The sequence below is a fragment of the Streptomyces sp. NPDC049879 genome (assembly GCF_044461265.1).
Classification (GTDB): domain Bacteria; phylum Actinomycetota; class Actinomycetes; order Streptomycetales; family Streptomycetaceae; genus Streptomyces.
In genome coordinates, this window is sequence record NZ_JBITKT010000003.1 from 110918 (window position 1) to 136548 (window position 25631).

15 protein-coding genes are annotated in these 25631 nt (G+C 74.0%); 8 read left to right on the forward strand and 7 right to left on the reverse strand.

Features of this window, described 5'->3' with window-relative positions; all coding sequences use genetic code 11:
* Positions 1–393 precede the first annotated feature (393 nt).
* From ACIBPC_RS11610 to ACIBPC_RS11620, 3 genes are read left to right on the forward strand one after another with little or no spacing between them, the layout of a single operon-like run.
* Positions 394–9711: an amino acid adenylation domain-containing protein gene (locus ACIBPC_RS11610; protein WP_398843218.1), complete on the forward strand. Its 9318-nt coding sequence runs from the start codon at positions 394–396 to the stop codon at positions 9709–9711.
* Complete coding sequence (locus tag ACIBPC_RS11615; protein ID WP_398843221.1) at positions 9701–11491, forward strand: phytoene desaturase family protein; 1791 nt, start codon at positions 9701–9703, stop codon at positions 11489–11491. The genes ACIBPC_RS11610 and ACIBPC_RS11615 overlap by 11 nt, the downstream gene beginning before the upstream one ends.
* Before the next feature lie 2 nt (positions 11492–11493).
* Positions 11494–12555, forward strand: a complete 1062-nt coding sequence (locus ACIBPC_RS11620) for a zinc-binding dehydrogenase (protein ID WP_398843224.1) — start codon at positions 11494–11496, stop codon at positions 12553–12555.
* Between the two features lie 98 nt (positions 12556–12653).
* Here ACIBPC_RS11620 and ACIBPC_RS11625 read toward each other — a convergent pair whose 3' ends face one another.
* Positions 12654–13847, reverse strand: a complete 1194-nt coding sequence (locus ACIBPC_RS11625; protein ID WP_362959188.1) for a cytochrome P450 — start codon at positions 13845–13847, stop codon at positions 12654–12656.
* Between the two features lie 221 nt (positions 13848–14068).
* Here ACIBPC_RS11625 and ACIBPC_RS11630 point away from each other — a divergent pair, with 221 nt between their 5' ends.
* Both ACIBPC_RS11630 and ACIBPC_RS11635 read left to right on the forward strand, forming a co-directional pair.
* On the forward strand, positions 14069–14722 hold the full coding sequence (locus tag ACIBPC_RS11630; RefSeq protein ID WP_398843228.1) for a bifunctional 4-hydroxy-2-oxoglutarate aldolase/2-dehydro-3-deoxy-phosphogluconate aldolase: 654 nt from the start codon (positions 14069–14071) through the stop codon (positions 14720–14722).
* Positions 14719–15684, forward strand: coding sequence for a sugar kinase (locus ACIBPC_RS11635; protein WP_398843230.1), 966 nt, complete (start codon positions 14719–14721; stop codon positions 15682–15684). Before ACIBPC_RS11630 ends, ACIBPC_RS11635 begins: the two co-directional genes overlap by 4 nt.
* A gap of 617 nt (positions 15685–16301) precedes the next feature.
* Here the strand turns inward: ACIBPC_RS11635 and ACIBPC_RS11640 are convergent.
* Positions 16302–16676: an ArsR/SmtB family transcription factor gene (locus tag ACIBPC_RS11640; RefSeq protein ID WP_398843233.1), complete on the reverse strand. Its 375-nt coding sequence runs from the start codon at positions 16674–16676 to the stop codon at positions 16302–16304.
* Positions 16677–16823: 147 nt separating this feature from the next.
* Between ACIBPC_RS11640 and ACIBPC_RS11645 the strand changes: the two genes are divergently transcribed.
* Entirely contained in the window at positions 16824–18068 is a 1245-nt protein-coding gene (locus ACIBPC_RS11645; RefSeq protein ID WP_398843236.1) for an MFS transporter, read from the forward strand.
* Between the two features lie 66 nt (positions 18069–18134).
* Here the strand turns inward: ACIBPC_RS11645 and ACIBPC_RS11650 are convergent, their stop codons facing one another.
* Complete coding sequence (locus ACIBPC_RS11650; RefSeq protein WP_398843239.1) at positions 18135–19418, reverse strand: MFS transporter; 1284 nt, start codon at positions 19416–19418, stop codon at positions 18135–18137.
* Positions 19415–19954, reverse strand: coding sequence for an ArsR/SmtB family transcription factor (locus ACIBPC_RS11655; RefSeq protein ID WP_398843241.1), 540 nt, complete (start codon positions 19952–19954; stop codon positions 19415–19417). Before ACIBPC_RS11655 ends, ACIBPC_RS11650 begins: the two co-directional genes overlap by 4 nt.
* Before the next feature lie 117 nt (positions 19955–20071).
* Here ACIBPC_RS11655 and ACIBPC_RS11660 point away from each other — a divergent pair, with 117 nt between their 5' ends.
* Positions 20072–20968: an ATP-grasp domain-containing protein gene (locus tag ACIBPC_RS11660; RefSeq protein ID WP_398843244.1), complete on the forward strand. Its 897-nt coding sequence runs from the start codon at positions 20072–20074 to the stop codon at positions 20966–20968.
* A 244-nt stretch (positions 20969–21212) separates the two neighbouring features.
* The gene (locus ACIBPC_RS11665) at positions 21213–21692 is read left to right on the forward strand and encodes a hypothetical protein (RefSeq protein ID WP_398843247.1); all 480 of its coding nucleotides are present in this window, start codon (positions 21213–21215) and stop codon (positions 21690–21692) included.
* Positions 21693–21932: 240 nt separating this feature from the next.
* Here the strand turns inward: ACIBPC_RS11665 and ACIBPC_RS11670 are convergent, their stop codons facing one another.
* The 3 genes from ACIBPC_RS11670 to ACIBPC_RS11680 form a co-directional block, all read right to left on the reverse strand.
* Positions 21933–22598, reverse strand: a complete 666-nt coding sequence (locus tag ACIBPC_RS11670; protein ID WP_362959167.1) for an SGNH/GDSL hydrolase family protein — start codon at positions 22596–22598, stop codon at positions 21933–21935.
* Between the two features lie 74 nt (positions 22599–22672).
* The gene (locus tag ACIBPC_RS11675) at positions 22673–23290 is read right to left on the reverse strand and encodes a flavin reductase family protein (protein ID WP_398843250.1); all 618 of its coding nucleotides are present in this window, start codon (positions 23288–23290) and stop codon (positions 22673–22675) included.
* A gap of 216 nt (positions 23291–23506) precedes the next feature.
* Entirely contained in the window at positions 23507–25411 is a 1905-nt protein-coding gene (locus ACIBPC_RS11680; protein WP_398843252.1) for a glycosyl hydrolase family 28-related protein, read from the reverse strand.
* Between the last annotated feature and the right edge of the window lie 220 nt (positions 25412–25631).

Genomic DNA, 25631 nt, shown 5'->3' on the forward strand with positions numbered 1-25631 from the left:
ACTTTTCACCATTCGGAAAATCGCACAGACATCTGAACCATCACCCGTTGGTATGACAGTGAGACGAAGAGCCGCACACGCGCCCCTCACATGAGTCAATCAACGGGCAAAGTCATTCCCAGTGCGCATGGAAAGTGCGGGGGGAGCACACAATCCCAACGACCGATCAACGGCGATTCGGTCGCACATATGCATGATTCATGCCGCCCGCCACCCCGTCCCCCGCGGAACCGGGGCGGTGCGGCCGTCGGACATGCATGGGTAAGGCAATCGGAATTACTGATTACCCCGTTCCGGCATCGTCACCCCGGGCCGTCCGCCCGGCACCGGAGAACGCCGGAGAAGGGGACCGCTCTCCCCAGCATTTCCCAGCGCCTTCACGCGAGGTAATTGATGACGGACCGTTCACGTGTCCCCCAGCCCATACCCGGCAAGTTCGCCATCGTCGGTATCGGTTGCCGTTTCCCCGGCGGCGCCAACGACCACCGCTCCTTCTGGCGCAATCTGATCGAGGGCAGGGACTGCCTGACCCCGACCCCGCCCGACCGCTACGACGTCGCCACCCTCGGCAGCCGCGACAAGGCCAAGCCCGGCCGGCTGGTGGGCGGACGCGGCGGCTACATCGACGGCTTCGACGAGTTCGACCCCGCGTTCTTCGGCATCAGCCCCCGCGAGGCCGAGCACATGGACCCCCAGCAGCGGAAACTGCTGGAGGTCGCCTGGGAGGCGCTGGAGGACGGCGGGCAGCGGCCCGCCGCGCTGGCCGGGACCGATGTCGGCGTCTTCGTCGGCGCGTTCACCCTCGACTGGAAGATCCTCCAGTTCTCCGACCTGAGCTTCGAGACGCTCGCCGCGCACACGGCGACCGGCACCATGATGACGATGGTGTCGAACCGCATCTCGTACTGCTTCGACTTCCGCGGCCCCAGCGTCTCCCTGGACACGGCGTGCAGTTCGTCCCTCGTGGCGGTGCACCTCGCGTGCCGCAGCCTGCGCGACGGCGAGACGGACCTCGCGCTCGCGGGCGGCACGCTCCTGCACATGACGCCGCAGTACACCATCGCCGAGACCAAGGGCGGCTTCCTCTCCCCCGACGGGCGCTCGCGCCCGCTCGACGCCTCGGCCAACGGGTACGTGCGCGCCGAGGGCGTCGGCATGGTCGCCCTCAAGCGCCTGGAGGACGCGCTGCGCGACGGCGACCCGATCCACGCGGTGGTCATCGGCAGCGGCGTCAACCAGGACGGCCGCACCAACGGCATCACCGTGCCGAGCGCGGACGCCCAGGTCCGGCTGATCGAGCAGGTCTGCGCCGAGGCGGGCATCGAACCCGGCGGGCTCCAGTACGTGGAGGCGCACAGCACCTCCACCCCGGTCGGCGACCCCATCGAGGCCGGGGCGCTCGGCCGCGCGCTGGCCATCGGGCGCAAGCCGGGCAGCACGCCGTACGTCGGCTCGGTCAAGTCGAACATCGGGCACACCGAGTCCGCCGCCGGGATCGCCGGCCTCATCAAGACGGCGCTGAGCCTGCGGCACGGCGTGATCCCGCCGCACATCAACCTGGAGACGCTCAACCCGGCGCTCGACCCCGACGAACTCGGCTACGCCGTCCCGCGTGAGGCGACGCCGTGGCCCGCGCACGAGGGACCGGCCCGCGCGGGCGTCAACTCCTTCGGCTTCGGCGGCACCAACGCGCACGTCCTGCTGGAGGAGCCGCCCGCCCGCGAGGCCCCGGACGGAAACGCCCCCGACCGGCCCGCGTACAGCGTCCTGCCGCTGACCGCCCGCGCCCCCGAGGCGCTGCCCGAGATCGCCGCCGGTGTGCGCCGCGAACTGCCGGACGTCACGCTGGAGGACCTCGGCCACACCCTGGCGCACCGCCGCCAGCACCTGGAGTCCCGCCTGTCGGTGGTCTACACGGACCGCGCGTCGCTGGACGAGGCACTGGCCGCCGCCGAGCGCGGCGCGCCGCACCCGCGCGTCCTGGCGGGCACGCGGCGCGACGGCCTGCGCGGCCGTCTCGTGTGGGTCTTCACCGGCATGGGCCCCCAGTGGTGGGGCATGGGCCGCGAGCTGTACGCGACCGAGCCGGTGTACCGCGACGTCGTGGACCGGTGCGACCGCGAGATCGCCGCGCTAACCGGCTGGTCCCTGGCCGCCGAGCTGGCGGCGGACGAGTCCGCGTCCCGGATGGGCGAGACATGGCTCGCGCAGCCCGCGAACTTCGCGCTCCAGATCGGCCTGGCGGCCCTGTGGCGCAGCCGGGGAGTCGTGCCCGACGCGATCGTGGGCCACAGCACCGGCGAGATCGCGGCGTTCTACGAGGCTGGCGTGTACAGCTTCGAGGACGCGGTGCGCATCGCCGTCCACCGCAGCCGCCTCCAGCACCGGCTGGCGGGCACGGGCACGATGCTCGCCGTCGACCTCAGCGAGGCCGAGGCGGCGCAGCGCGTCCGGGAGTTCAACGGGCGGGTGTCGCTCGCGGCGGTGAACGGCCCGCGTTCGCTGACCCTCGCCGGGGACCCCGACGACCTCGCCGCGCTGGCGGCCGAGCTGGAGGCGGAGGGCCTGTTCGCGCGGCAGCTGACCGTCGAGGTGCCCTACCACAGCGCGGCGATGGACCCGATCCGCGAGGAGCTGCTCAGCTCGCTGAAGGGCCTCAAGCCGCAGGAGCCGCGCGTGCCGCTGTACCTGACGGCGCGGCGGGGCGCGGTGGCGCTGGGGCCGGAGCTGGACGCCGACTACTGGTGGGAGAACGTCCGGGAGACCGTCTGGTTCCGCGCGGCCGTGGACCGGCTGGCCGACGACGGGTTCGAGCTGTTCCTGGAGATCGGCCCGCACCCGGTGCTGGGCCACTCCGTGCGCGAGTGCCTGGAGAGCCGGGAGGCGGAGGGCGTCGTGCTGCCGTCGCTGCGGCGCAAGGAGGACGAGCGGGAGCGGTTCGCGCTGTCGCTCGCGGCGCTGGCCTCGCTTGGCGTAGAGCCGGACTGGCACGTGCTCCAGCCGCAGGGCCGCCCGGTGGCGCTGCCGCGCTACCCCTGGCGGCGCGACCGCTACTGGACGGAGCCCGCGCCCGTGGAGCGGGTGCGTCTCGGCCGGGTGGACCATCCCCTGCTGGGCAGACGTCTCGACGGCGCCGAGCCCGCCTGGGAGGTGGCGCTCGACCCGGAGCGGCTGCCGTACCTCACGGACCACCGGATGCAGGGCAACGTGCTGTTCCCCGCGGCCGGTTACCTGGAGATGGCGGCGCAGGCGGTCCGCGCGCTGACCGGCGACGCGGCCTCGGCGGCGCTCGCCGACGTCGAGCTGCGCAAGGGCCTGTTCCTGCCGGAGGACGCGCCGAAGGCGGTGCAGCTGTCGTTCTCGACGGGGACGGCCGCGTTCCGCGTGGCGACCGTGCGGGAGGCGGGCGCGGCGCTGCCGGAGCCCGCGGTGCACGCGACGGGCGTGGTCCGCGCCGGCCAGCGCCGGAGCGGCGGCGCGCCGCTGGACGCGGACGCCGTACGGGCGCGGTGCGCGCGGCGGCTGTCGGGGCCCGAGTGCTACGCGGCGCTGGCCGGGCTCGGCTACCACTACGGGCCCGCGTTCCAGGGCATCGAGGAGGTGTGGATCGGTCCCGGTGAGGCGCTGGCGCGCATCCGGCCGCCGGAGGTGCTGGCCGGGGACGCGGCGGGGCACCACGTGCACCCCGTGCTGCTCGACTCCTGCTTCCAGGCGCTGCTGACCCCGGCGCTGCTGAAGGACGGGACGGCGGGCGACGGCATCCGGCTGCCGCTGTCCATCGGGGAGGTGCGGCTCGGGCCGGTGGGCGACCAGGAGATCTGGGCGCACGCGGTGGTGACCCGCGAGACCGGTGACGCGCTGACCGGCGACATCGCCCTGCACGGCGCCGACGGCCTGCCGCTCGGCCGGGTCGAGGGCTTCCGCGCGGGGGACGTCGAGCAGGCGTCCACGGCGGTCGGCCTCGCGACGGTCGACAGCTGGCTGACGGAGCCGGTGTGGCGCGAGCTGCCGGAGTCCGGCGAGGCGGCGCAGGACCCGCCGGGCTCGGTGCTCGTGCTGGCCGACCCGCCCGGCGGCGTCGGCGACGCGCTGGCGGCGCTGGTGCGGGAACGCGGCGGCCGCTGCCACCTGGTGCGCCCTGGCGCGGCGTACCGGACGGACGCGGCGGCGGGCGAGTCCGCGGTGGTGCCGGGCTCGGCCGACGACCTGCGGGCCGTCCTGGCGGACACCGGCGGCGGGTTCGACGCGGTGGCGCACCTGTGGAACCTGGGGCTCGGCCTGCCGGAGGCGGGCGCGGGCGGCACCGCGTTCCACACCGACACGGGCGCGTACTCGGTCGTCGCACTCGCCCAGGCGCTGCTGGACGGCGGGGGCGGGGCGCGGCTGCACCTGGCCACCCGTGGCACGCAGGCGGTCGCGCCCGGGGACGACGTGGCGCCGCTCGGCGCACGCGCCTGGGGCATCGGCCGGGTGCTGTGGCAGCAGGAGCTGACGCCGCACCGCGGCAAGCTGGTCGATCTCGACCCGGCGGCCTCCGGTGACCCGCGCGCCGACGCCGAGGCGCTGCTGCGGGAGATGTCCGGCCAGGCGGACGGGGACGAGCAGGAGATCGCGCTGCGCGCCGGACGGCGCCTGACGAGCCGGCTGGTGCCCGCCGAGGGGATGACGCGGCCGCTTCCGCTGCGGCTGCGCGCGGACGGCAGCTACCTGGTCACCGGCGCGTTCGGCGCGCTGGGCCGCCTGCTGTGCCGCACCCTCGTGCGGCGCGGGGCGCGGCGGCTGGTCCTGATGGGCCGCACGCCGCTGCCCGCCCGCGCCGGCTGGGGCGGCGAGCACGCGGACGACGGGCGGGTCGCGTTCGTGCGCGAGCTGGAGGAGCTGGGCGCGCAGGCGATCGTGGCGCCGGTGGACGTCACCGACGAGGCGGCGCTGCGGGGCTGGCTCGCGGCGTACCGCGCCGAGGCGGGGCCGCCGGTCCGCGGGGTGTTCCACCTCGCCGGGCAGGTGCGGGACACGATGGTGCCGCAGATGGACCGGGCGACGTTCGGCGCGGTGCACGACCCGAAGACGGTCGGCGCCTGGCTGCTGCACCGGGAGCTGGCGGACGAACCGCTGGAGCACTTCGTGCTGTTCGCGTCGGTCGCGGCCGTGCTGACGACGGCGGGGCAGACCAACTACGCGGCGGGCAACGCGTTCCTCGACGCGCTCGCGCACCACCGGCGCGCCCGGGGGCTGCCCGCGCTCAGCCTCGACTGGGGGCCCTGGGCCACCGGCATGATCGAGGAGTTGGGCCTGATCGAGCACTACCGGCGGCAGCGCGGCATGGGCTCGCTCACGCCGGAGGCGGGCATGGCGGTGCTGGAGCGCGTCATCGGCCAGGACAGGGCGCAGCTGCTGGTGGCGTCCATCGTGGACTGGCCGACGTTCCTCGCCTGGTACCCGGAGCCGCCGCCGCTGACGGCGGAGCTGGCCGTGGTGGGGGACGCGCCGGGGGCCGGGGCGGCGGACAGCTTCCTCGACACGTACCGGGCGGCGTCGGAGGGCGAGCGGCGGCGGCTGCTGACCGCGCGGTTCACGGCGCTGGTCGCGGCGGTGCTGCGGGTGGACGCCGAGCGGTTCGACCCGGCGGTCAGCCTGAGCAGGCTGGGGCTCGACTCGCTGCTGGCGATGGAGCTGCGCGCCCGGGTCCACAGTGACCTGGGGGTGTCGCTGCCGGTGGTGACGCTGCTGAGCGGCGCGCCCGCCGACGAGCTGATCGACCGGCTCGGGGAGGGGCTCGCCGCGCTGGTGGCGGCCGGGGCGGACGGCGGCGGCGAGGCGGCCGTCGAGGTCCACACCGACGAGACGCGCTTCCCGCTGACGCAGAACCAGAAGGCGCTGTGGTTCCTGCGGCACCTGCATCCGGACGGGTACGCGTACAACATCGGCGGCGCCGTCGAGGTGCGGACCGCGCTCCGGCCGGACCTGATGGCCGAGGCGTTCCGGCGGCTGCTGGGACGCCACCCGGTGCTGCGGGCGAACTTCGTGCTGGAGGACGGGCAGGCCGTCCAGCGGATCTCCGCCGAGGCCGTGCCGGACTTCGAGGTGTTCGACGTGGAGGGCAGGGCGTGGGAGGAGATCCACGCCATGATCATCCGGGAGTACCGCGAGCCGTACGACCTGGAGCGCGACCCGCTGGTCAGGTTCCGGCTGTTCCGGCGGGGCGAGGACCGGTGGGTGATCACCAAGGCGGTGCACCACATCGTCTCGGACGCCATCTCGACGTTCACGTTCATCGAGGAACTGCTGGCGCTGTACGAGGGGCTGCGGGCCGGTGAGGCGCCGGAGCTGCCGCCCGTCACCGCGCGGTACCTGGACTTCCTCAACTGGCAGAACAGGTTCCTGGCCGGTCCCGAGGCGCACGGCATGCTGGAGTACTGGCGCGGGCGGCTGCCCGACGAGGTGCCGGTGCTGACGCTGCCGACGGACAAGCCGCGTCCGGCGGTGCAGACGCACAACGGCGCGTCGGAGTTCTTCACGCTGGACGGCGACCTGAGCGCGCGGGTGCACGCGCTGGCGCGCGAGCACAACACGACCGTGTTCATGGTGCTGCTGTCGGCCTACTACCTGCTGCTGCACCGCTGGTCGGGGCAGGACGACATCGTCGTCGGCAGCCCGGTGACGGGCCGGACGCAGGAGGAGTTCGCCTCCGTCTACGGCTACTTCGTCAACCCGCTGCCGCTGCGCGTGGACCTGTCCGGCGGGCCGACGGTCGCGGAGCTGCTCGACCAGGTGCGCACGGTGGTGCTCGGCGGTCTCGACAACCAGGAGTACCCGTTCACGCTGCTGGTGGAGAAGCTGGGGCTCCAGCACGACCCGAGCCGGTCGGCGGTGTTCCAGGCGATGTTCATCCTGCTGCACCACAAGGTGGCCACCGAGAAGTACGGCTACCGGCTGGAGTACATCGAACTGCCGGAGGAGGAGGGTCAGTTCGACCTGACGCTGTCGGCGTACGAGGAGGCGGCCGACGGCCGGTTCCACTGCGTGTTCAAGTACAACACCGACCTGTTCGTGGCCGCGACGATGCGGCGCATGGCGGAGCACTACCGGCGGCTGCTCGACTCGCTGACGCGGGCCGGGGCGAGCCGGCCCGTGGCCGCGCTCGACATGCTGGGCGGGGCCGAGTACGACCGGCTGCTCGGCGAGTTCAGCGGCGCGGGGCGGCCGGTGGCGGCGGACGAGCCGGTGCACCGGCTGATCGCCGTGGCCGCCGCCGAGCGGCCGGAGGCGGTCGCCGTGACGGTCCCGGCGACGGGACGCGGCGCGGCCAGGCACCTCACCTACGGCGAACTGGACGCGCGGGCCAACGCGATGGCGCACCGGCTGCGGGAGCACGGCATCGGGAACGGCGCGGTCGTCGCGCTGTGCCTGGAGAAGTCGCCCGAGCTGATCGTGACGCTGCTCGCGGTCCTCAAGGCGGGCGGCGCCTACCTGCCGCTCGACCCGGGCCATCCGGCGGACCGGCTGGCGTACATGGTGGAGACGGCCGGCGCGGTGCTGACCGTCGTGGACGGCGACTACCCGGCGTGGCTGTCGGGCCCGGCGATCCCGCCCGCCCGGCTGGACACGCCGCGCGGCGCCGACCCGGGCGAGCCCGACGGCTTCCCCGGCATGGACTCCCCCGCGTACGTCGTGTTCACGTCGGGGTCCACGGGGCGGCCGAAGGGCGTGCGGGTCGCGCACCGCAACCTGGCGTCGGTGTACGAGGGATGGCGCCGCGAGTACCGGCTGGACACCGAGGTGCGGTGCCACGCGCAGCTGGCGGCGTTCCCGTTCGACGTGTTCACCGGCGACCTGGTGCGCGCGCTGTGCTCGGGCGGCCGCCTGGTGCTGATCGGGCGCGACCTGCTCTTCGACACGGCCGGGCTGTACGCGACGCTGCGCGACGAGCGCGTGGACTGCGGCGAGTTCGTGCCCGCCGTGGCGCGGGCGCTGATGGCGCACTGCGAACAGGAGGGCACCGGGCTCGGCTTCCTGCGGCTGCTGGTCGTCGGCTCGGACGCGTGGAAGGTCGCCGAGTACGAGCGGCTGCGCGCCCTGGCCGGTCCTGACACGCGCGTGGTGAACAGCTACGGGCTCACCGAGGCGGCCGTCGACAGCGCCTGGTTCGAGGGCCCGGCCGGGCACCTGGAGCCGAGCCGCATGGTGCCGATCGGGCGGCCGTTCCCCGGCAGCGAGCTGTACGTGCTGGACGCGCACGGCGTGCCCGTGCCGCCCGGTGTGACCGGCGAGCTGTGGATCGGCGGCGCGGGCGTGGCCCTCGGGTACGCGGCCGACCCCGCGCTGACCGCCGAGCGCTTCGTCACGCGCACGCTCGGCCGGGGCGGGGACGCCGCGCCCGTGCGGCTGTACCGCACCGGTGACCTGGCGCACTGGGACGACGAGGGCTGCGTGCACCTCATCGGCCGGGCGGACAACCAGGTGAAGGTGCGCGGGCACCGGATCGAGATCGGCGAGATCGAGACCCGGCTCGCCGCCTGGCCGGGGCTCGACCAGGCGGTGGTGACCGTGCGCGAGGACGCGGGCGGGGAGCGGGCGCTCGTCGCGTACTGCGTCCCGGCCGCCGGGACCGCGCTCGACAGCCGCGCGCTGCGCAACCGCCTGGAGGAGGAGCTGCCGACCTTCATGATCCCGGCGCGCTTCGTGGCGCTGCCGCGCCTGCCCCTGTCGCCGAGCGGCAAGGTGGACGTGGCGGCGCTGCCCGAGCCGGACCCGGACAGCGGCGGCACGGAGTTCGAGGAGCCGGTGACGCTGTACGAGGAGCGGATGGCCGCGCACTGGTGCGCGCTGCTCGGCCTCGAACGGGCCGGGCTGCGGCACGACTTCTTCGCCGAGGGCGGCAGTTCGATCCGGCTGATCGAGCTGATCCACCGGCTGCGGGGCGAGTTCAACGTGTCGGTGCCGGTGAGCGAGCTGTTCAAGGTGACCACGCTGCACGGCATGGCGCGGACCCTCGAGCACGTCATCACCGGGCGGCTCGACGGCGCGGAGCCGTTCCTGCGCTTCCACCAGGACCGCGAGCGGGTGCTGTTCGCCTTCCCCCCGGCGGGCGGGCACGGGCTGGTCTACCGGCGCTTCGCGCAGGGGCTCGCGGGGCGGCAGGTCGTGGCGTTCAACTATGTCGCGGGCCCGGGGAAGGTCGCGGCGTACGCGGACCTCGTCGGCACGCTCCAGCCCGAGGGGCCGTGCGACCTGCTCGGCTACTCGCTCGGCGGCAACCTGGCGTTCGAGGTCGCGCGGGAGCTGGAGCGGCGGGGCCGCGAGGTGCGGCACCTGGTGATCCTCGACACGTTCCGCACCCCGGAGGCGTACGACCTCGGGCCGGAGCACGTCGCGGCGTTCGAGGAGGAGCTGCGGGACCACCTGCGGCGGCACACCGGCAGTGACGAGCTGGCCGCCGAGACGATGGAACAGGCCCGCGAGTACCTGGAGTTCGCCGCCGCCACGCCCAACACCGGCACGGTCGCGGCGGCCCTGACGGTGATCGCCGACGAGGACAAGACGGATCTGTACGCGCCCGGCCTCGAACGCGGCTGGCACGGCAGTGCCACCGGCGGCACCGCGGTGCTGCGCGGCTCGGGCACCCACGCCGAACTGCTCGACGCCGACCACGCCGCGGCCAACGCCCGGCTGACCCTGGACATCCTGACGGACGGTGCGCATGACGACTGAGAAGACCGGGGGCGCCGCGCGGCGCCCGCGCGAGACGATGCTGATCATCGGCGGTGGCCTGGGCGGCCTCGCCACGGGCTGCTACGCCCGGATGAACGGCTACCGCACCCATGTGCTGGAGATGCACGAGATCCCCGGCGGGTCCTGCACCTCCTGGGACCGGGGCGACTTCACGTTCGACTGGTGCGTGAGCTGGCTGCTCGGCAGCGGCCCCGGCAACGAGATGCACCAGGTCTGGCTGGAGCTGGGGGCGCTGCAGGGCAAGGAGATGCGGCAGTTCGACGTGTTCAACGTCGTGCGGTCGCGCAGCGGGGAGTCGGTGTACTTCTACTCCGACCCGGACCGCCTGGAGGCCCACCTCCGGGAGATCTCGCCCCGCGACGGGCGGCGGATCAAGCACTTCTGCGACGGTCTGCGGACCTTCAAACGGGCGCTGGCCGTCTACCCGTTCCTGAAGCCGGTGGGGCTGATGGGGCGCCGGGAGCGGTGGCGGATGATGGCGTCGTTCACGCCGTACTTCAACACCATCCGCAAGTCCCTCACCGAGCTGATGACGGACTACTCGGCGAAGTTCGAACACCCGCTGCTGCGCGAGGCGTTCAACTACATGCTGTACGAGCGGCACGCCGACTTCCCGGTCCTGCCGTTCTACTTCCAGCTGGCGTCGCACGCGTGCGGCTCCGCCGGGGTGCCCGAGGGCGGGTCGATGGGCCTGGCGCGGTCCATCGAGCGCCGCTACCGGGACCTCGGCGGGGAGATCACGTACAACGCGCTGGTCGAGAAGATCCTCGTGGAGGACGACCACGCGGTCGGGGTGCGGCTGAGCGACGGGCGCGAACTGCGGGCCGACATCGTCGTGTCGGCGGCGGACGGGCGCGCCACCGTGCTGGAGATGCTGGACGGGCGCTACCTCAACGACACGTACCGCCGCCTGTACACGGAGACGATCGACGAGCCGGGCATGCTGTCGCCCGGGTACGTGAGCGTCTTCCTGGGGCTGCGGCGCCCGTTCCCCGAGGGTGATCCGTGCACCACGCACCTCCTCGACGAGGAGACGGCCGCGAAGATGGTGGGGATGCGGCACCCGAGCATGAACGTGCAGTTCCGCAGCATCCACTACCCGGAGCTGTCGCCGGAGGAGACCACGGTCATCTACGCGACGTACTTCTCGGAGGCCGCGCCGTGGCGGGAGCTGCGGGAGGGCCCCGAGCGGGCCAGCCGGCAGCGGCGCGGCGGGACGCTGCACACGCTGCCGGTGCGGCACGGCAAGGGGTACACGCTGGCGAAGCGGCAGGTCCGCATGACCGTCGAGAAGTTCCTCGACGAGCGGTATCCCGGGATGCGCGACGCGATCGCGGTGCGGGACGTGTCCACGCCGCTGACGCAGGTGCGCTACACGGGCGTGTACAACGGCGCGTTCCCGGGCTGGCAGCCGTTCATGGACGGCGGCGAGACCCTGGAGGTCGAGATCAAGAAGAACGGGCCGGTGCTGCCTGGCCTGTCCGACTTCTACATGTCGGGCGTGTGGGTCACGGTCGGCGGCCTCATCCGGGCCGTGGCCGCGGGGCGGCAGGTGATGCAGTTCGTCTGCCGCGACGACGGCAAGGAGTTCCGGGCGGAGATCGACGAGAGCCTGCCGCTCCCCACGCAGCGGATCATCGCGGTCGGTCCCAAGCCGCCGTCCGAGGACGCCACCCGGGTGCCGGGCGGCACCCCGTCCGCCGATGGCCCGCCCCCCACGAGCCCTGCCACCGTCGGCACCACATCGAGGAGCGCGTGACCATGAAGATCCAGAAGTGGGCCATCCGGGAGCGCGTCCCGGGCGTGCCGGACGTCGACCGGCTGTACGCGAAGGTCGCCGAGGACCTCGACACGTCGTCCCTCGCGGCGGACGAGATGCTGCTCGCGACGCGGTACGTGTCCATCGACCCGTACCTGGTGGGCCTCTCGCACGAGCTGCCGATCGGCTCCCACGCGGTGGGCGACTCGATCATGGAGGTCGTGACGGCCGGTCCCGACGCGGTGTTCCGGCCCGGGGACCTGGTGCGCGGCTTCGGCGGCTGGCGCACGCACCTGGTGAGCGACGGGAAGTCGTGGACGTGGGACGGCGGCGAGTTCCCGCTGCGGCTGCCCCCGCTGCGGAAGCTGGACCCGGCGCACTACGACGACCGGCTGCCGCTGTCCACGGCGCTGGGCATCATGGGCAGCCCGGGGATCACCGCGTGGGGCACGATGCGGCACTTCCTCGACGTGCGGCCGGGGGACACGGTGGTCATCAGCGGCGCCACGGGGATCGTCGGCACCCTGGCCGGGCAGCTGGCGAAGCGCGCGGGGGCGGCGCGGCTGATCGGGACGACCAGTTCGGAGGGCAAGGCGGCGTACCTGAAGCGCCTCGGCTTCGACGAGGTGGTGGTCTACCGGCACGGGGACGCGGTGGACGACGTGCACCGCGCGCTGGCGGCGGCCGCGCCCGACGGGGTGGACCGCTACCTGGACAACCTGGGCGGCGCGGTGACCGACGCGGTGTTCCGGATGCTGCGGGTGCACAGCAGGGTGGCGGTGTGCTGGCAGTGGTCCACGACGGTCAACGGCGACTGGACCGGGCCGCGGCTGCTGCCGTACGTGATGTTCCCGCGGACCACGATCCGGGGCGTGTTCGCCGAGGAGTGGTACACGGACGAGAACCTCGCGGCGCTGCACGAGGAGGTGGGCGGCCTGGTGCGTGCCGGGGAGATCGCCTTCGAGGAGACGGTCTACGAGGGCTTCGACAACCTGCCGGTGGCGTACCGCAACATCTACGTCAATCCGGCGGCGCACCGGGGGAAGGTGCTGGTGAAGCTGTGACGCCCTGACGGGCCGCGCCACGGGCGACGCCCCCGGTTCCCGCCGCTGCGGCGGGGACCGGGGGCGTTCCTCCTCGTGTCTCGGAGGGGGCGGGGCGTTCACCAGGCGATGGGCAGTTCCTCGGGGCAGTTGATGAGCCGGGAGGGCTGCCAGCGCAGGGTCTCGTCGGGGACGGCGAGGCGGATGCCGGGGAAGCGGGGGACGAGCAGTTCGAGCGTCACCTGCATCTCCATGCGCGCCAAGTGGGAGCCCATGCAGTAGTGCGCGCCGTGGCCGAACGTGAGGTGCGCGGGCCCTTCGCGGCGGATGTCGAAGCGGCCGGGGTCGTCGTACGCGTGGGGGTCGTGGTTGCCCGCCGAGATGGCGACCAGCACCGGGTCGCCGGCCGCCACGGTGACGCCGCCGAGTTCGACGTCCTCGGTCGCGTAGCGCGGCAGGGAGGTGGCGGTGAGGGCGGGGACGAACCGCATCAGCTCCTCGACGGCGCCGGGGACGAGTTCGGGCTTGTCCCGCAGCAGGCCGAACTGGTCGGGGTGGGTGAGGAGGACGTAGAGGAAGTCGGTCAGCTCGCTCGTCGTGGTGATGAACCCGGCGCCGAGCAGGTCGGCGGTGAGGCCGAGCAGTTCGCGCTCGGTGATCTGCCCGTCCTCGTCGCAGGCCTGGACGAGGGTGGTGAGCAGGTCGTCGCCGGGCGACCGCCTGCGCTGTTCGACGCCGTCCTTCATGTAGGCCATGAACGCGGCGAAGTGCGCGCCGACCTCCTCGGCCGTCGCGGTGTTGGACATGATGCTGTGGCCCCAGGCCCAGACCCGTTCGTGGTCCTCGGGCGGCATGCCGAGCAGGTCGCAGATCACCATGGTGGGCAGGGGGATCGTGTAGGCCGTCATGAAGTCGGCGGGCGGTCCCGCGGCGGCCATGGCGTCGAGGAGCCCCTCGGCCATCTCGCGGACGCGTTCGCGCAGCAGGTGGATGCGGCGGGCGGTGAAGTGCCGGGCGGCGGCGTGGCGTACTCGGGTGTGGTCCGGCGGGTCCATGGAGAACAGGCCGTCGCCGACGCGCGCCCCCGGGCGGGCGCGCGGCTGGTCCTGGCCGCGCGTCGCGACGATGCCGAAGCGCGGGTCGGAGAGCACCTGCCGGATGTCCGCGTGCCGGGTCGCGAGCCAGGCGTCGTCGCCGTACGGCATGCGCACGCGGACGAGGGGCTTGTCGTACAGCTCGGCGTAGCGCGGGTGGATGGCGATGCCGCCGGTCTCCTCGAACGGGAAGGAGAGGGGCTCGTTCTGCTCGGACATGGCGGTGGTGCCCTTCCGTGGGGGGAGCGCAGGCGTGCCTTGTCCCTTCAGGGTGTGCCGGGTCGGCGGACCGTACGAGACCCGGTCGTGAACATCACCCGATGGAGCGAAAACGCATCTCGTTGTCGATAAGCGCGGTGCGGCGGGGAACGGATCGTGGTTTTCCCCCGTTTCCCCCGTATCCTGCCCCGCGCGAACGCACCACTGGGAAGGAAGACCCCGTGAGCACCACCTATGACGGACAGTCACTCGGCGAGGCGCTGCGCCGCCACGGACTGATAGCCATCCTGCGCGCCCGCGCGGACGCTCCGCTCGTCGACGCCGTACGGGCGCTGGCGGAGGGCGGCGTGCGCCTGGTCGAGATCACCGTGCCGACGCCGGGCAGCCTGGCGGCGGTCCGCGCGCTGGCCGGGGAGTTCGGCGACCGGCTGTGGATCGGCACCGGGACGGTGACGACGGTGGACGAGGTACGGGCGACGGCGGAGGCGGGCGGGCGGTTCGTCGTCTCGCCGCACACCGACCCGGAGGTGATCGGCGCGGCGCGCGAGGCGGGCCTCGGGGCGTTCCCCGGCGCGATGACGCCGACGGAGATCCTGGCGGCCTGGCGGGCGGGGGCGACGGCGGTGAAGCTGTTCCCGGCGACGCGGCTCGGGCCCTCGTACGTGGCGGAGGTGCGGGCGCCGCTGCCGGACGTGCCGCTGGTGCCGACCGGCGGGGTGATGACGGCGGACGTCGCGGCGTACCGGGCGGCGGGCGCCGTCGCGGTCGGGGTCGGCTCGCCGCTGCTGGGGGACGCGCTGGCGGGCGGCCCGCTCGGGGCGCTGCGGGAGCGGGCGGCGGAGTTCGTCCGGCTCGCCGGGGAGGACGCGGCATGAGCGGCGGGAACGGCGTGGAGCTGACGGTCGTCGGGGAGACGATGGCGACGCTGTCGGCGGACCATGTGGGGCCGCTGCGGTACGCGCGGGGGCTCGGCCTGTCGGTGGCCGGTTCGGAGTCCACCGTGGCGGTGGGCGCGGCGCGGCTCGGGCACCGGGCGGCGTGGGTCGGCCGGGTCGGGGACGACGAGCTGGGGGCGCTCGTCAGGACGCGGCTGCGCGGGGAGGGCCTGGACGTGCGGGCGGTGACCGACGGGGAGGCGCCGACCGGGCTGATGCTGAAGGAGCAGCCGGTCGCGGGGCAGGCGCGGGTGCACTACTACCGTGCCGGATCGGCCGGTTCGCGGCTGTCCCCCGGCGACCTGCCGGACGACCTGCTGGACGGGACGCGCGTCCTGCACACCTCGGGCATCACGGCCGCGCTGTCCGCGACGGCGCTGGAGACCGTGCGGGAGGCGGCGCGCCGGGTGCGGGCGGCGGGCGGGATCGTCTCGTTCGACCTGAACCACCGGGCGCGGCTGTGGCCGCGCGAGCGGGCGCGGGAGACGCTGCTGTCGCTGGTGCCGCTGACGGACGTGCTGTTCGCCAGCGACGACGAGGCGGCCATGCTGACGGGGGACGACAGGGCGACGCCGGAGGAGGCGTGCCACGCGCTGCGGGCGATGGGTCCTGACACGGTGGTGGTCACCAGCGGGGCGGCGGGGGCCGTGTCGGTGTCGGCGGCGGGCACGGTGCGGACGGCGGCGCTGCGGGTGCGCGCGGTCGATCCGGTGGGGGCGGGCGACGCGTTCGTGGCGGGGTATCTGTCGGGGCTGCTGTCCGGTCTGGACGAGGCGGCGCGCATGGCGCGGGGGACGGCGGTCGGGGCGGTCTGCGTCGCGACGCAGGGCGACTGGGAGGGGCTGCCCGACCTGGCCGGTCTCGCGTCCGCCGAGGCGGAGGCGGGCACCGTGACGCGCTGAGGCGAAGGGGAGGGGCCGCCGCCGACGGGCGCATGCCCGGCCGGACACCGGGCCGGCCGGCGTCGGCTCCGGCCCGGGGCGGTGGGCGGTGGGTACGTCGTCCCCGGCGCCGTCCGCGTGACGGTCCGGGCGGTTCGCGCCCCTCCCCCGTCCGGCTGTTCACGCCCTCCGCCGACGGGTGGAGCGGACTCCGGAACCGGGGCATGCCTGGCGGCGGACGCACCGGCCGCCCGTCGGCGGCACGCCCATGCACCGGGGATCGGTCCGCCGTCTACGGCCGGACGCGGCCCGCAGCCCGCCTCGGGACGGCGGGCGGGCGGAACGCCGCCGCGCGCCGATGGGGCCGGTGCCGTCCCCCTGACGGCCCCCTGCCCGCTCCGTCGAGCCGGGCACCGGGCCGGAGCGGTTGGGGCGGTAGGCGGCCGGTGGCCGGGGACGGCCACGGCACGGTCCGCCAGGAACCGGAGCGCGGCGCGCTCCGGGCGCATGCCCGATGGCAGCCGGACCTGGCGTCCGTCAGGGGCGGGTCGTGCGGAACGTCCGCACGCCGGGGGGCGGTTCGGTGCGACAACCGCCGAGGCGGATGCCGGGCCCGGCTGCCGTGAGCGGCGCGCGGGTCAGGGGGTCCAGGCCGCGACGAGGGCGAGCAGGCCGGGGAAGCGTGCCTCCAGGTCGGCGATCCGCACCTCGCTGCGGCGTTCGAGCCCGTACTGCCGCTGCCGCAGGACGCCCGCGTCGCGCAGGGCGCGGAAGTGGTGCGTCAGCGACGACTTGGGGCGGTCGAGCCCGAACCAGCCGCAGGGGTGGTCGAATTCCTCGCGCTCCAGGAGCAGCGTCCGCACGATCCGCAGCCGCAGCGGATCGCTGAGCGCGCCCATGACGGTTTCGAGGCGCAGGTCGTCGACCACCGGTTCCGGGAGCGGGGCGGGCAGTCCCGCCGGTTCCGGCAGCACCTTGATGCGGCTGTCCTGCCGCGTCGTCGTGGACGGCATGGGATCTCCTCGCGCTGGCCCCCGACCCTGTCGGGTCGTCCGATCGTAGAGCCCCCATTGTACGACTCGACTCGTACTGCACGTGCTAAGTTCGACTTCACTCGTACAGGCCCCGACCTGGGCCGACCGTGAGTGAAGGGAACCGCCATGTCCTCGACCCGCCTGCCCCTGCCGCCCACCGGCACCCTGCGGACGCGGCCTGACGACCCGCCGCCACCCGACCGGTGGGTGTGGGCGGCGGCGTGGCCGGTGACCGCCGTCTTCACGCTGTCGAACGCCGCCACGCCGCTGTACGTCCTGTGGCAGCGGGACATCGGCTTCTCGAAGGGCACGCTCACCCTGGTCTTCGCCTGCTACATCGCCGGGCTGCTGGGCTCGCTGCTGGTGTCGGGCGTGCTGTCCGACCGGCTCGGCCGCAAGCCGGTGCTGCTCCCCGCGCTCGGGCTCGGCCTGGCCGCCTGCGCGATCTTCGCGACCGCGGGGTCGGTCGCGGCGCTGGCCGTGGCGCGGCTGTTCACGGGCGTCGCGGTCGGGGCGGTGGTGTCCGCCGGGATGGCGGCCGTGACGGATGTGGCGGGCGCGCCGCGCCGCAGGCTGGCCGCGCTGCTGGCGTCGTGCGCCATGGTGGTGGGGGCGGGGCTCGGTCCGCTGCTCGCGGGGGTGCTGTCCGACGTGGCGCCCGCGCCGACGGTGACCGTCTTCCTGGTGGAGGCGGTGGTGCTCGTGACGGCCGTGGTGACCGTGCTGCGGATGCCGCTGCCGCGGCCCGGGGGCGGCGGGGGCGGCGCGTGGGTGCGGCTGCCGCGTGTGCCGCGCGGCGCGGGGACGCCGCTGCTGCTCGGCGTCGCGGTGTTCGGTCCTGGGATCACCGCGACGTCGTTCGTGCTGTCGCTCGGGCCGACGCTGCTCGCCGACGTGCTGGGCACGAGCAGCAGGACGGTCGCGGGGGTGACGGCGTTCGTGATGTTCCTCGCGGCGACGGGGGCGCAGTCCGCCGTGCGCGGGCTGCGGCGGTCGGCCGTGCTGGCGGCGGGGGCGGGGGCGACCCTGCTGAGCATGGGCGCGCTGGCCGTCGCCGTGCAGGCCTCGTCCGCGCCCGCGCTCTACCTCTCGGCGGTCCTCGCGGGGGCGGGCCAGGGCATGGGCCAGCTCGGCGGTCTGTCGCTGCTCAACCAGGCGGTGCCGCCCACGCGGCTCGCCGAGGCCAACGCGGCGCTGAACGCGGGAGGTTACCTGCTGGCGGGCACGCTGCCCGTCGCCGCCGGCTACCTCAGCGACGCGGCCGGGACGGCGGTCGGGGCGACCGTCTTCGCCGCCGTCCTGGCGGCCCTCGCGCTGGCCGGGGGCGTCACGGTCGCCGCCGCGCGCCACCGGATCGCCGACCGGGCGTGACGCCCCCGCCGGGGCGCCCGTCGGGGGCAGGACATCCGACGTGCGGTGACGCCTTCGCGGCAGGCGTCACCGCACGTCGGCCGCTTCCTCGTGAACGGGGCTCCCGGGCGCCGGGGCCTCCGGGGCGGTGGCCCGCAGCGCCGCTTCGACCCGGCGGTTGCTGGTCATGGACGCGGTGACGGCCGTCATCGTCAGGAGGAGGCAACCGGCGGCGTACAGCGGGGTGCGCACGTCGTAGGCGGTCGCCAGCCAGCCGCCGAGGAAGGCTCCGAAGGGGGCGGCGCACATGGCCAGCATGCGGGAGGTGGAGGCGACCCGGCCCATCAGGTGGCCCGGGACGATCGCCTGCCTCAGGGACGGGCCGAGCACCATCGTGGCGCCCATCCCGGCCCCGCAGACGGCGAGCGCCAGCCCGGCCGCGTACGGGTTCGGGGCGGCGGCCAGGCCCAGGATGGCGAGCCCTTCGACGGCGGCCGTGCAGGTCAGCGCGGTGCCGGTGCCGAGCCGCCTGCCGAGGTGGGAGGCGATGGCCGCGCCGAGCAGGCCGCCGGTGGCCTCCGCCGTGAGCAGCAGGCCGAAGCCGGAGGTGCCGATGCCGAGGCGGTCGTGCGCGAAGAGGGCGAGGACGGTCTCCACGGCGAGGAAGGCGATGTTCCCGACCGCGGGGCGCAGCGCGAGCCCGAGCAGCAGCCGGTCCCGGAAGACGTACGAGGCGCCGGCCCGCGCCTGCCGGAGCAGCGGCTCGCGCGTCTCCGGCACGGGCCGGGGTACGGCGGGCAGCGACCGTACGAGCAGCGCGGAGAGTGCGAACGACACGGCGTCGGCGAGCAGCGGGACCGCCCGCCCGAGGGTGAGCAGCGCGCTGCCCGCGGGCGGCCCGGCGAAGCCGGACATGGCGGTCTGGGCGCCGCGCAGGCGGGAGTTGGCCCGTTCAAGAAGTGCCGGGTCGCGGTGGAGCAGGTCCGGCAGGTAGGCCGTGGCGGCCGTGTCGAAGAAGAGTCCGCCGAGGCCGAGGAGGAAGGCGACGGCCGCGAGCAGCGGGATGCTCAGGAGGTCGAGCAGGGCCGCCGCCGCGGGTATCGCGAGCAGCACGGCGCGCGCCATGTCGGCGGTCCACATCGTGCGCCTGCGGTCCCAGCGGTCCACCAGCGCCCCGCCGAGGACCCCGAAGAGCAGCCACGGCAGGGTCCCGGCGGCCGTGACGAGGGCGAGGGCCATCGGGTCCCGCGTCAGGGTCAGCGCGAGCAGCGGCAGCGCGGCGTGCGTCACGCCGTCGCCGAGGGAGGAGACCGTCTGCGCGGTCCACAGTCGTCCGAAGCCGGTCGGCAGCTTCCTGATGTCCGAGGTCATTCGGCGCCTCCCTGGGCCTGGTCGCGCGGTGCGGGGCGGAAGAGGGCGAAGGCCAGCGACACGTCGGGCAGGGACGGGTCGGAGAGTGCCTGGAACTCGTCGGCCAGCGCGTCCAGCCGCGCCCCCAGCTCGGTGAACTGCTCGTCGGTGAGTCGCAGATGCGCCATCCGCACGTGCCGCTCGGCGTCGGCCGGGGACGCCTCAAGGTCGGCCACCGCGTGCCGCATCAGCATGTCGGGGCCGCCCTCTCCGGGGTCGGGCAGCACGATCGACCGCGCGGCCATGGCGTAGTACCGCTCGGTGACGCCGCGCACCTTCCGCGTCCGCACGACCTTCACGAGGCCGGCGCGCTCCAGCAGCCGGACGTGGTAGCTGGAACTGCCTTTCGCGAGGCCGACGCGGTCGGCGATCTGCGTGATCGTCGCCGGTGCGAAGCGGAGGACGGCCATGATCCGGTGGCGCGTGAGGTTGGAGACGGCGCGCAGCTGCTCGTCGGTGGTGACGTGGAACGTCTCGGGAAGATCGTCGTCGGGCATGCGAGCAATGGTCAACGATTCTTGACCATTGCGCAAGGGGGTTCCCGCGCGGACTTCGGGACCTCACCCGTCCGGCCGCCCGACGGCGCGGGCGCGGGCCTCCGTACCGTGGGTCCCATGACTGTGCCGGTCCTCCACTGCGCCGACCCGCTCGCGCCCCGCCGTCCCGACCCGCATTTCGCGGCGGAGGCCGCCGCGTCCCGGGCGTGCGGCGCCCGGGTGGCGCTGATCGACCACGACGCCCTGCTCGCCGGAGACGCCGAACGCGCGGTCGCGCGGGTCCCCGCAGGGTTCGGCACCGCCTGGTACCGGGGCTGGATGATCCCCGCCGACCGGTACGCCGCGCTGGACGCGGCGCTCGCGGGGCGGGGCGCCGCGCTGCTCGTCGGCCCGGAGGCGTACCGCGCGGCGCATGAACTGCCGGGCTGGTACGCGGCGTTCGAGGGGCTGACGCCGCACGGCGTGTGGCTGCCCTCGGCGCCGGGCGAGGTGCCGTCCGCGGGGGCGCTGGCAGCGCTCGCGGCGGGTCTGCCGCCCGGGCCCGGCATCGTCAAGGACTACGTGAAGTCGCGCAAACACGAGTGGGACGAGGCCTGTTACCTGCCCGACCTGCGCGACACCCCGGGCGTGCTGCGCGTCGTGCGGCGGTTCGTGGAGTTGCAGGACGACTTCCTGGCGGGCGGGGTGGTGCTGCGCGCCTTCGAGTCCTTCACGCGGCCCGACGGCGCGGCGCACGAGGTGCGGGTGTGGTGGCTCGACGGCGAGCCGGTGCTCGTCACGCCGCATCCCGACAGCCCCGTGGAGGCGGTGCGCGCGCCCGCGCTCGACGCGGTGCGGGCCGCCGTACGAGCGCTCGGCCCGCGGTGGGTGACCACCGATCTGGCGCTGCGGGCGGACGGCGCATGGCGGGTGGTGGAGGTGGGCGACGGGCAGGTCAGCGACCTGCACCCGTCCGTCGCCCCGGAGTCCATGGCCGCCGTGCTGGCCGGCGCGCCGCCTGCGGTCCAGACCTGAACTTCGCTCGTCGTTGGATCGGTTGGGCTGGGCGTCGAGGCGGGATCCGAGGCGTGGACGCTGAGTGTGCCGCGTTGATCCGGGCTGTGTCGGCAGGCAGCGTCGGGGCCTCGCGGTCCGGCTCACCTCGCCGACGCCGCTGTTCCCTGCTGCTTTGATCTTGAGGTGAGCCCGGGGGCTCTTCCCCGCTGTACCCTGAGACCCCGTGTTGCCCCAGCGCTGAGCGAGCGCATGGAAGGCCGTGATGAGAGCGCCAGAGCTGCCGGGCGGCCAGCAGGCTGATGTGCTGGTGTACTTCGACGACGAGCTGCTCGCTGGAGTTGAACTCGATGCCGTGCAGGACACTTTCCCCTGGTACGGGGGGACGATCGTCGACGGGCCCGCTCTCGAGCGCTGGCGGGGCTTTGTCGAGATGTTCCACGAAGCCGACCTCGAGTTCGACTACTGTCCGCACCATCCGGACGAAGGACCCTACGAGGAGACAGACCTTGCCAGGTACGCCGAGGCGCTGACCAAGCTCGAGGGCCTTGAGGACGACATGTACGAGGGTGACCCCTGGCTCGCTCCGTGGAAGGCCGCCGATCCGGCGCGAGTAGAGAGCTATCTGCGGTTCCTCGACCATCGGCGCTGGCGGGCGGTGACCCGAGGCGGAGAGATTGTCGCCGGCATTCCGTTGCCGCCCAGTATCGATCTTCGGACCAGGCGCTTTTCCTTCCGGCCATGACCGGAGGTCACAGAACCTGCATCGACCGGCCCCCGGCTGCGGAATCCTCAGATCCTCAAGGCCGGGCCGGTGGAAACTCGGCACCGACAGGCAGAGCGCCCAGACGCTTCTCCACCACGGACGTCACCACGCACTCCGGACGCTGCCCCCCAGACCGTGGACGCGGAGACCGGGCATTCATCGACACACGCCCGCTACGACGACCAGATCATCCGAATCGATGACCTGCGACGTACGGGTCTAGACGCCGCCGACCGTGACCAGGCGGGCCCAGGCGTGTGCCAGGACCTCGTGGCCGTACGGCGTCGGGTGCACGCCGTCCGCCGCGACGCGCGCCGCGCCCCCGGCCGTGCGCGCCGCCTGGTTGAGCAGCCCGTCCGCCGCGAGCAGGCCCGCGCCGAACTCCTCGGCGAGCCGCCTGACGGCCTGGATGCGCGGATCGAGGTCCTCGCGCCATGTCCACTGCTCCGGCGTGACGGGCACGAGGAACGGTTCGACGAGCAGCAGGCGGGCGCCGGTCTCGTCGGCCGTCCTGGTGAGCAGGTGGCGGTAGTCGGCCTCGTACGCGGCGATGTCCGTGGTGAGGCCCGAGTCGTAGCGGCGCCACGTGTCGTTGACGCCGACGAGGACCGAGACGAGGGCGGGCTTGAGCGCCACGGCGTCGTCGGTCCAGCGTGCCCGCAGGTCGGCCACCCGGTCGCCGCCGACGCCGCGGTTGAGGAAGACGAGGCCGCTGCCGGGGTGGCGGTCGGTCAGCAGGCGGGCGGCGAGGGCGGCGTACCCGTCGCCGAGGCCGTCGCCCAGGCCGGTGCGGCGCCCCGCGTCGGTGATGCTGTCGCCCTGGAAGAGGACCGTGGAGCCGGGGGGAATGCTGAGCGTGCTGGCGCTGTGCGGGCTCTGCGGCATCGTGTGCTCCGGGGTTCGGTGGTCGTGTGCCGTCACATTGTGCGCCCGGTGCGCGCGCCCCCGGCTCCCGGCCGTCATATCGCCGTGCCGGAGCCTATGCGGTGGTAGGTGCGGTCGTGGAACACGAGGGGCATGGCGCCGTCCGGGCGGGTGCGGGTCTCCAGGACCCGCAGCGAGACGAGGTAGCTGCTGCCGACCGCCGTCCGCTGCTCGACGGCGCCGCGCAGCCAGGAGACGGCGCCGTCGATGACCGGCTCGCCGGTCGGCAGCGGCGTCCAGCCGCCCGCGGCGAAGCGGTCGATGCCGCTGGTGGCGAAGCGGGCGGAGACGTCGTCCTGGTGGTCGGCGAGGAAGCTGACGGCGACGGTGGGCGCGGCGGCGAGCGCGGGCCAGGACGAGGACGACGAGGCGATGGAGAACGCGAGGAGCGGCGGGTCGGCCGAGACGGATATGACCGACGTGGCGGTGAAGCCCGTGTGACCGCCCTCGTGGGCGAACGCGACGACGGCCACCCCGGCGGGGTGCCGGCGGAACACCGCCTTGTACGCCTCGGCGGTGACGGCCTGGCGGGCCGTCGCCTCCCGGGTCACCGGGCGGCTCCGGCGGGGCGGGGCGAACCGGTGCGCGGGGCGTGCGCGGGCGTGGGTCTGGGTGCGGTACGGGGCATGGGCTCCTTCTTCCTGGTGGTTCATCCGTTTCCTGTGCGTTCTACCGTGTTCGAGTGCGCGCCCGGTGGGCGGGGTACGGAAGGAGGATGCCCAGGGGAAGGGACCCGGCATTCGCCCGGCGGCGGTCCGTTGTGTGCGCGGGGGGACGGGGGCGTCCGGCGCGGGGGGCGGCGTACGCGCGGAGGGGGCCCGCCGGACGGCGGGCCCCCTCGTACGGTGCTGTGTGCCGGGCGGGTGCGGTCAGCGGGCCTGCTGCTGTGCCGGTCCGCCCGTGATGACGAACTGGGAGCCGGGCTCGACCACCACGTCGCCGTCGGCGGTGCCGCTGATGGTGACGTCAGTGAGCGTCGCGCTGCCGCGCGCGCCGCCGTGGGCGAGGATGCCCGCGCCGTTCAGCGACCCGTCGATGGTGACGTTGCTGATCTGCGCGCCGGGCACGGCGCCGCCGCCCGACTTGAACTGGATGCCGTCGTACGTCGAGTCGTGGATCTGCGTGTCGCGGATCACCACGCCGGGGATGTCCTGTCCGGCGGCGAACAGCGTGATGGCGCCGAACTCCTGTGCCTCGCCCCAGAACGCGCCGCCGGTGCGGTGCAGTTCGTTGCCCGCGATCAGGGTCTCGCCGGAGAAGGGCAGCGGGTCGTGGTCGGTGGCGAGCATGATGCCCGGGTAGTTCATGGTGTCGGAGATCAGGTTGTTCTCGATCGAGTTGCCGTAACCGCCGTAGACGGCGATGCCGTTGGCGCGCCAGGGCAGCTGGATGGTGTTGTCGCGGAAGGTGTTGTCGTGGCCGATGTCGGTGGAGGGGTCGCGCACGTAGCGGTTCGCCCAGACCGCGAGTGAGTCGTCGCCTGTGTTGCGGAACGACGAGTCGGAGACGGTCGAGTTGCGGGTGCCGTTGGTGAAGTTGATGCCGTCGGCGTAGGTGTTGCGGATGCGCATGCCGCTGAACTCGACGCCGTCGCCGGGGCCCCAGAGGTCGGGGATGTTGTCGAAGTCGCGCCCCGCCCAGACCGCCACGTTGGCGTGCTCGATCCACACGTTGGTGATCGCGGTGTTCTGCCCGAAGCGGCCGTTGAGGCCGACGCCGCCCTCCTGGTTGCCGTCGCCGCCCCTGATGGTGCCTGAGCCGAAGATGGCGATGTCGGAGATCTGGGTGTTGTCGTCGATGTCGAAGCCGAAGTTGCCCTCGTGCGGGTGGTTGATGCCACCGGCCTCGTGGGGCGGCGTGAGCGTGTAGAGCTGCGAGTGCCACATCCCGGCGCCGCGGATCGTGACGTCGCGGATGCCGACCTGGTTGTACTGGCCGCGGTCCAGCGGGTCGTCGGTCAGGATCTTCTGCTCCTGCCGCCACTGGCCCGCGGGGATCCAGACGCAGTCGATCTCGCCGTTCTGGTCGGCGGTCACCGCGGCCTGGAGGGCGTCGGTGTCGTCGTTCCCGTCGTCGGGGACCGCGCCGTACTCGGTGATGGACGTGCACTCGGCGGGCTGCTCGGCCGGGGGCGCGACCTCTTCGAGGTCGATGAGGTCGACGATGTAGAACTCCGCGCTGTCGTCGGCGTCCCGCTGGAGCCGGAACGTCGTGCCCGCCGGGTAGGTCTCCGCGAGCAGGGCGTGCGACTCGTCGAAGAGGCGCCGCGCGTCGCCGCCCGGGTTGTTGGTCAGGCCCTCGGGGTCGTCGGTGTTGCCGTACAGCCAGCTGTGCTTGGACGACAGGTCGAGCTTCCGCACGAACTCGCCGTCCGCGTACAGGCTGATCGTCGCCTCCTGGCCGCCGCCGCCCGGGGCGTCGGGGATGGAGTTGCGCACGACGATCGAGTTGGTGGCGTTCGTCGAGGTGAACTCCACGAACTGGCCGGTGCTGTCGAGGCGGACCGACTCGCGGCCCGAGGACTCGGTGGCGAAGTTGGTGTGCCCGAAGGTGCGCTCGGGGTCGCTCTGGAGCAGCGTGCCCTCGTAGTCGCCGTCCTCCGCCTCGTACTCGGTGTACGGCAGCGCCGCGCCGGTCGCCTCGGCGGCGGGGGCGGCGGTGGGCGCGGCACGGTCACCGGCGGATGCCGGGGCGGCGGGCACCAGGCCGAGGACGACCAGGCCGGCCAGGGGGACGGCGGCGGCGAGCCGCCGCCCGGGGTGGTGTCGTGTCATGTGGGGGTCCTCTTTCCGTGGGAGCGCCGTGTGGGGACGCCGCTCCGATCGGACCGGCCGCGCGCCGCGCGGTTGCCGCGGGGCGGTGGGCCGGGGCGCGGCCGCGGGACGACGGGACGCGGAGACGCCGGTGTGGGGGTGGTGGTGGTGCGGTTCGCCGTCTGTGGGGCTGACGGGGTGTGGGGGTGGACTGAGGTACCGACAGCCGGACTGCCGAAAA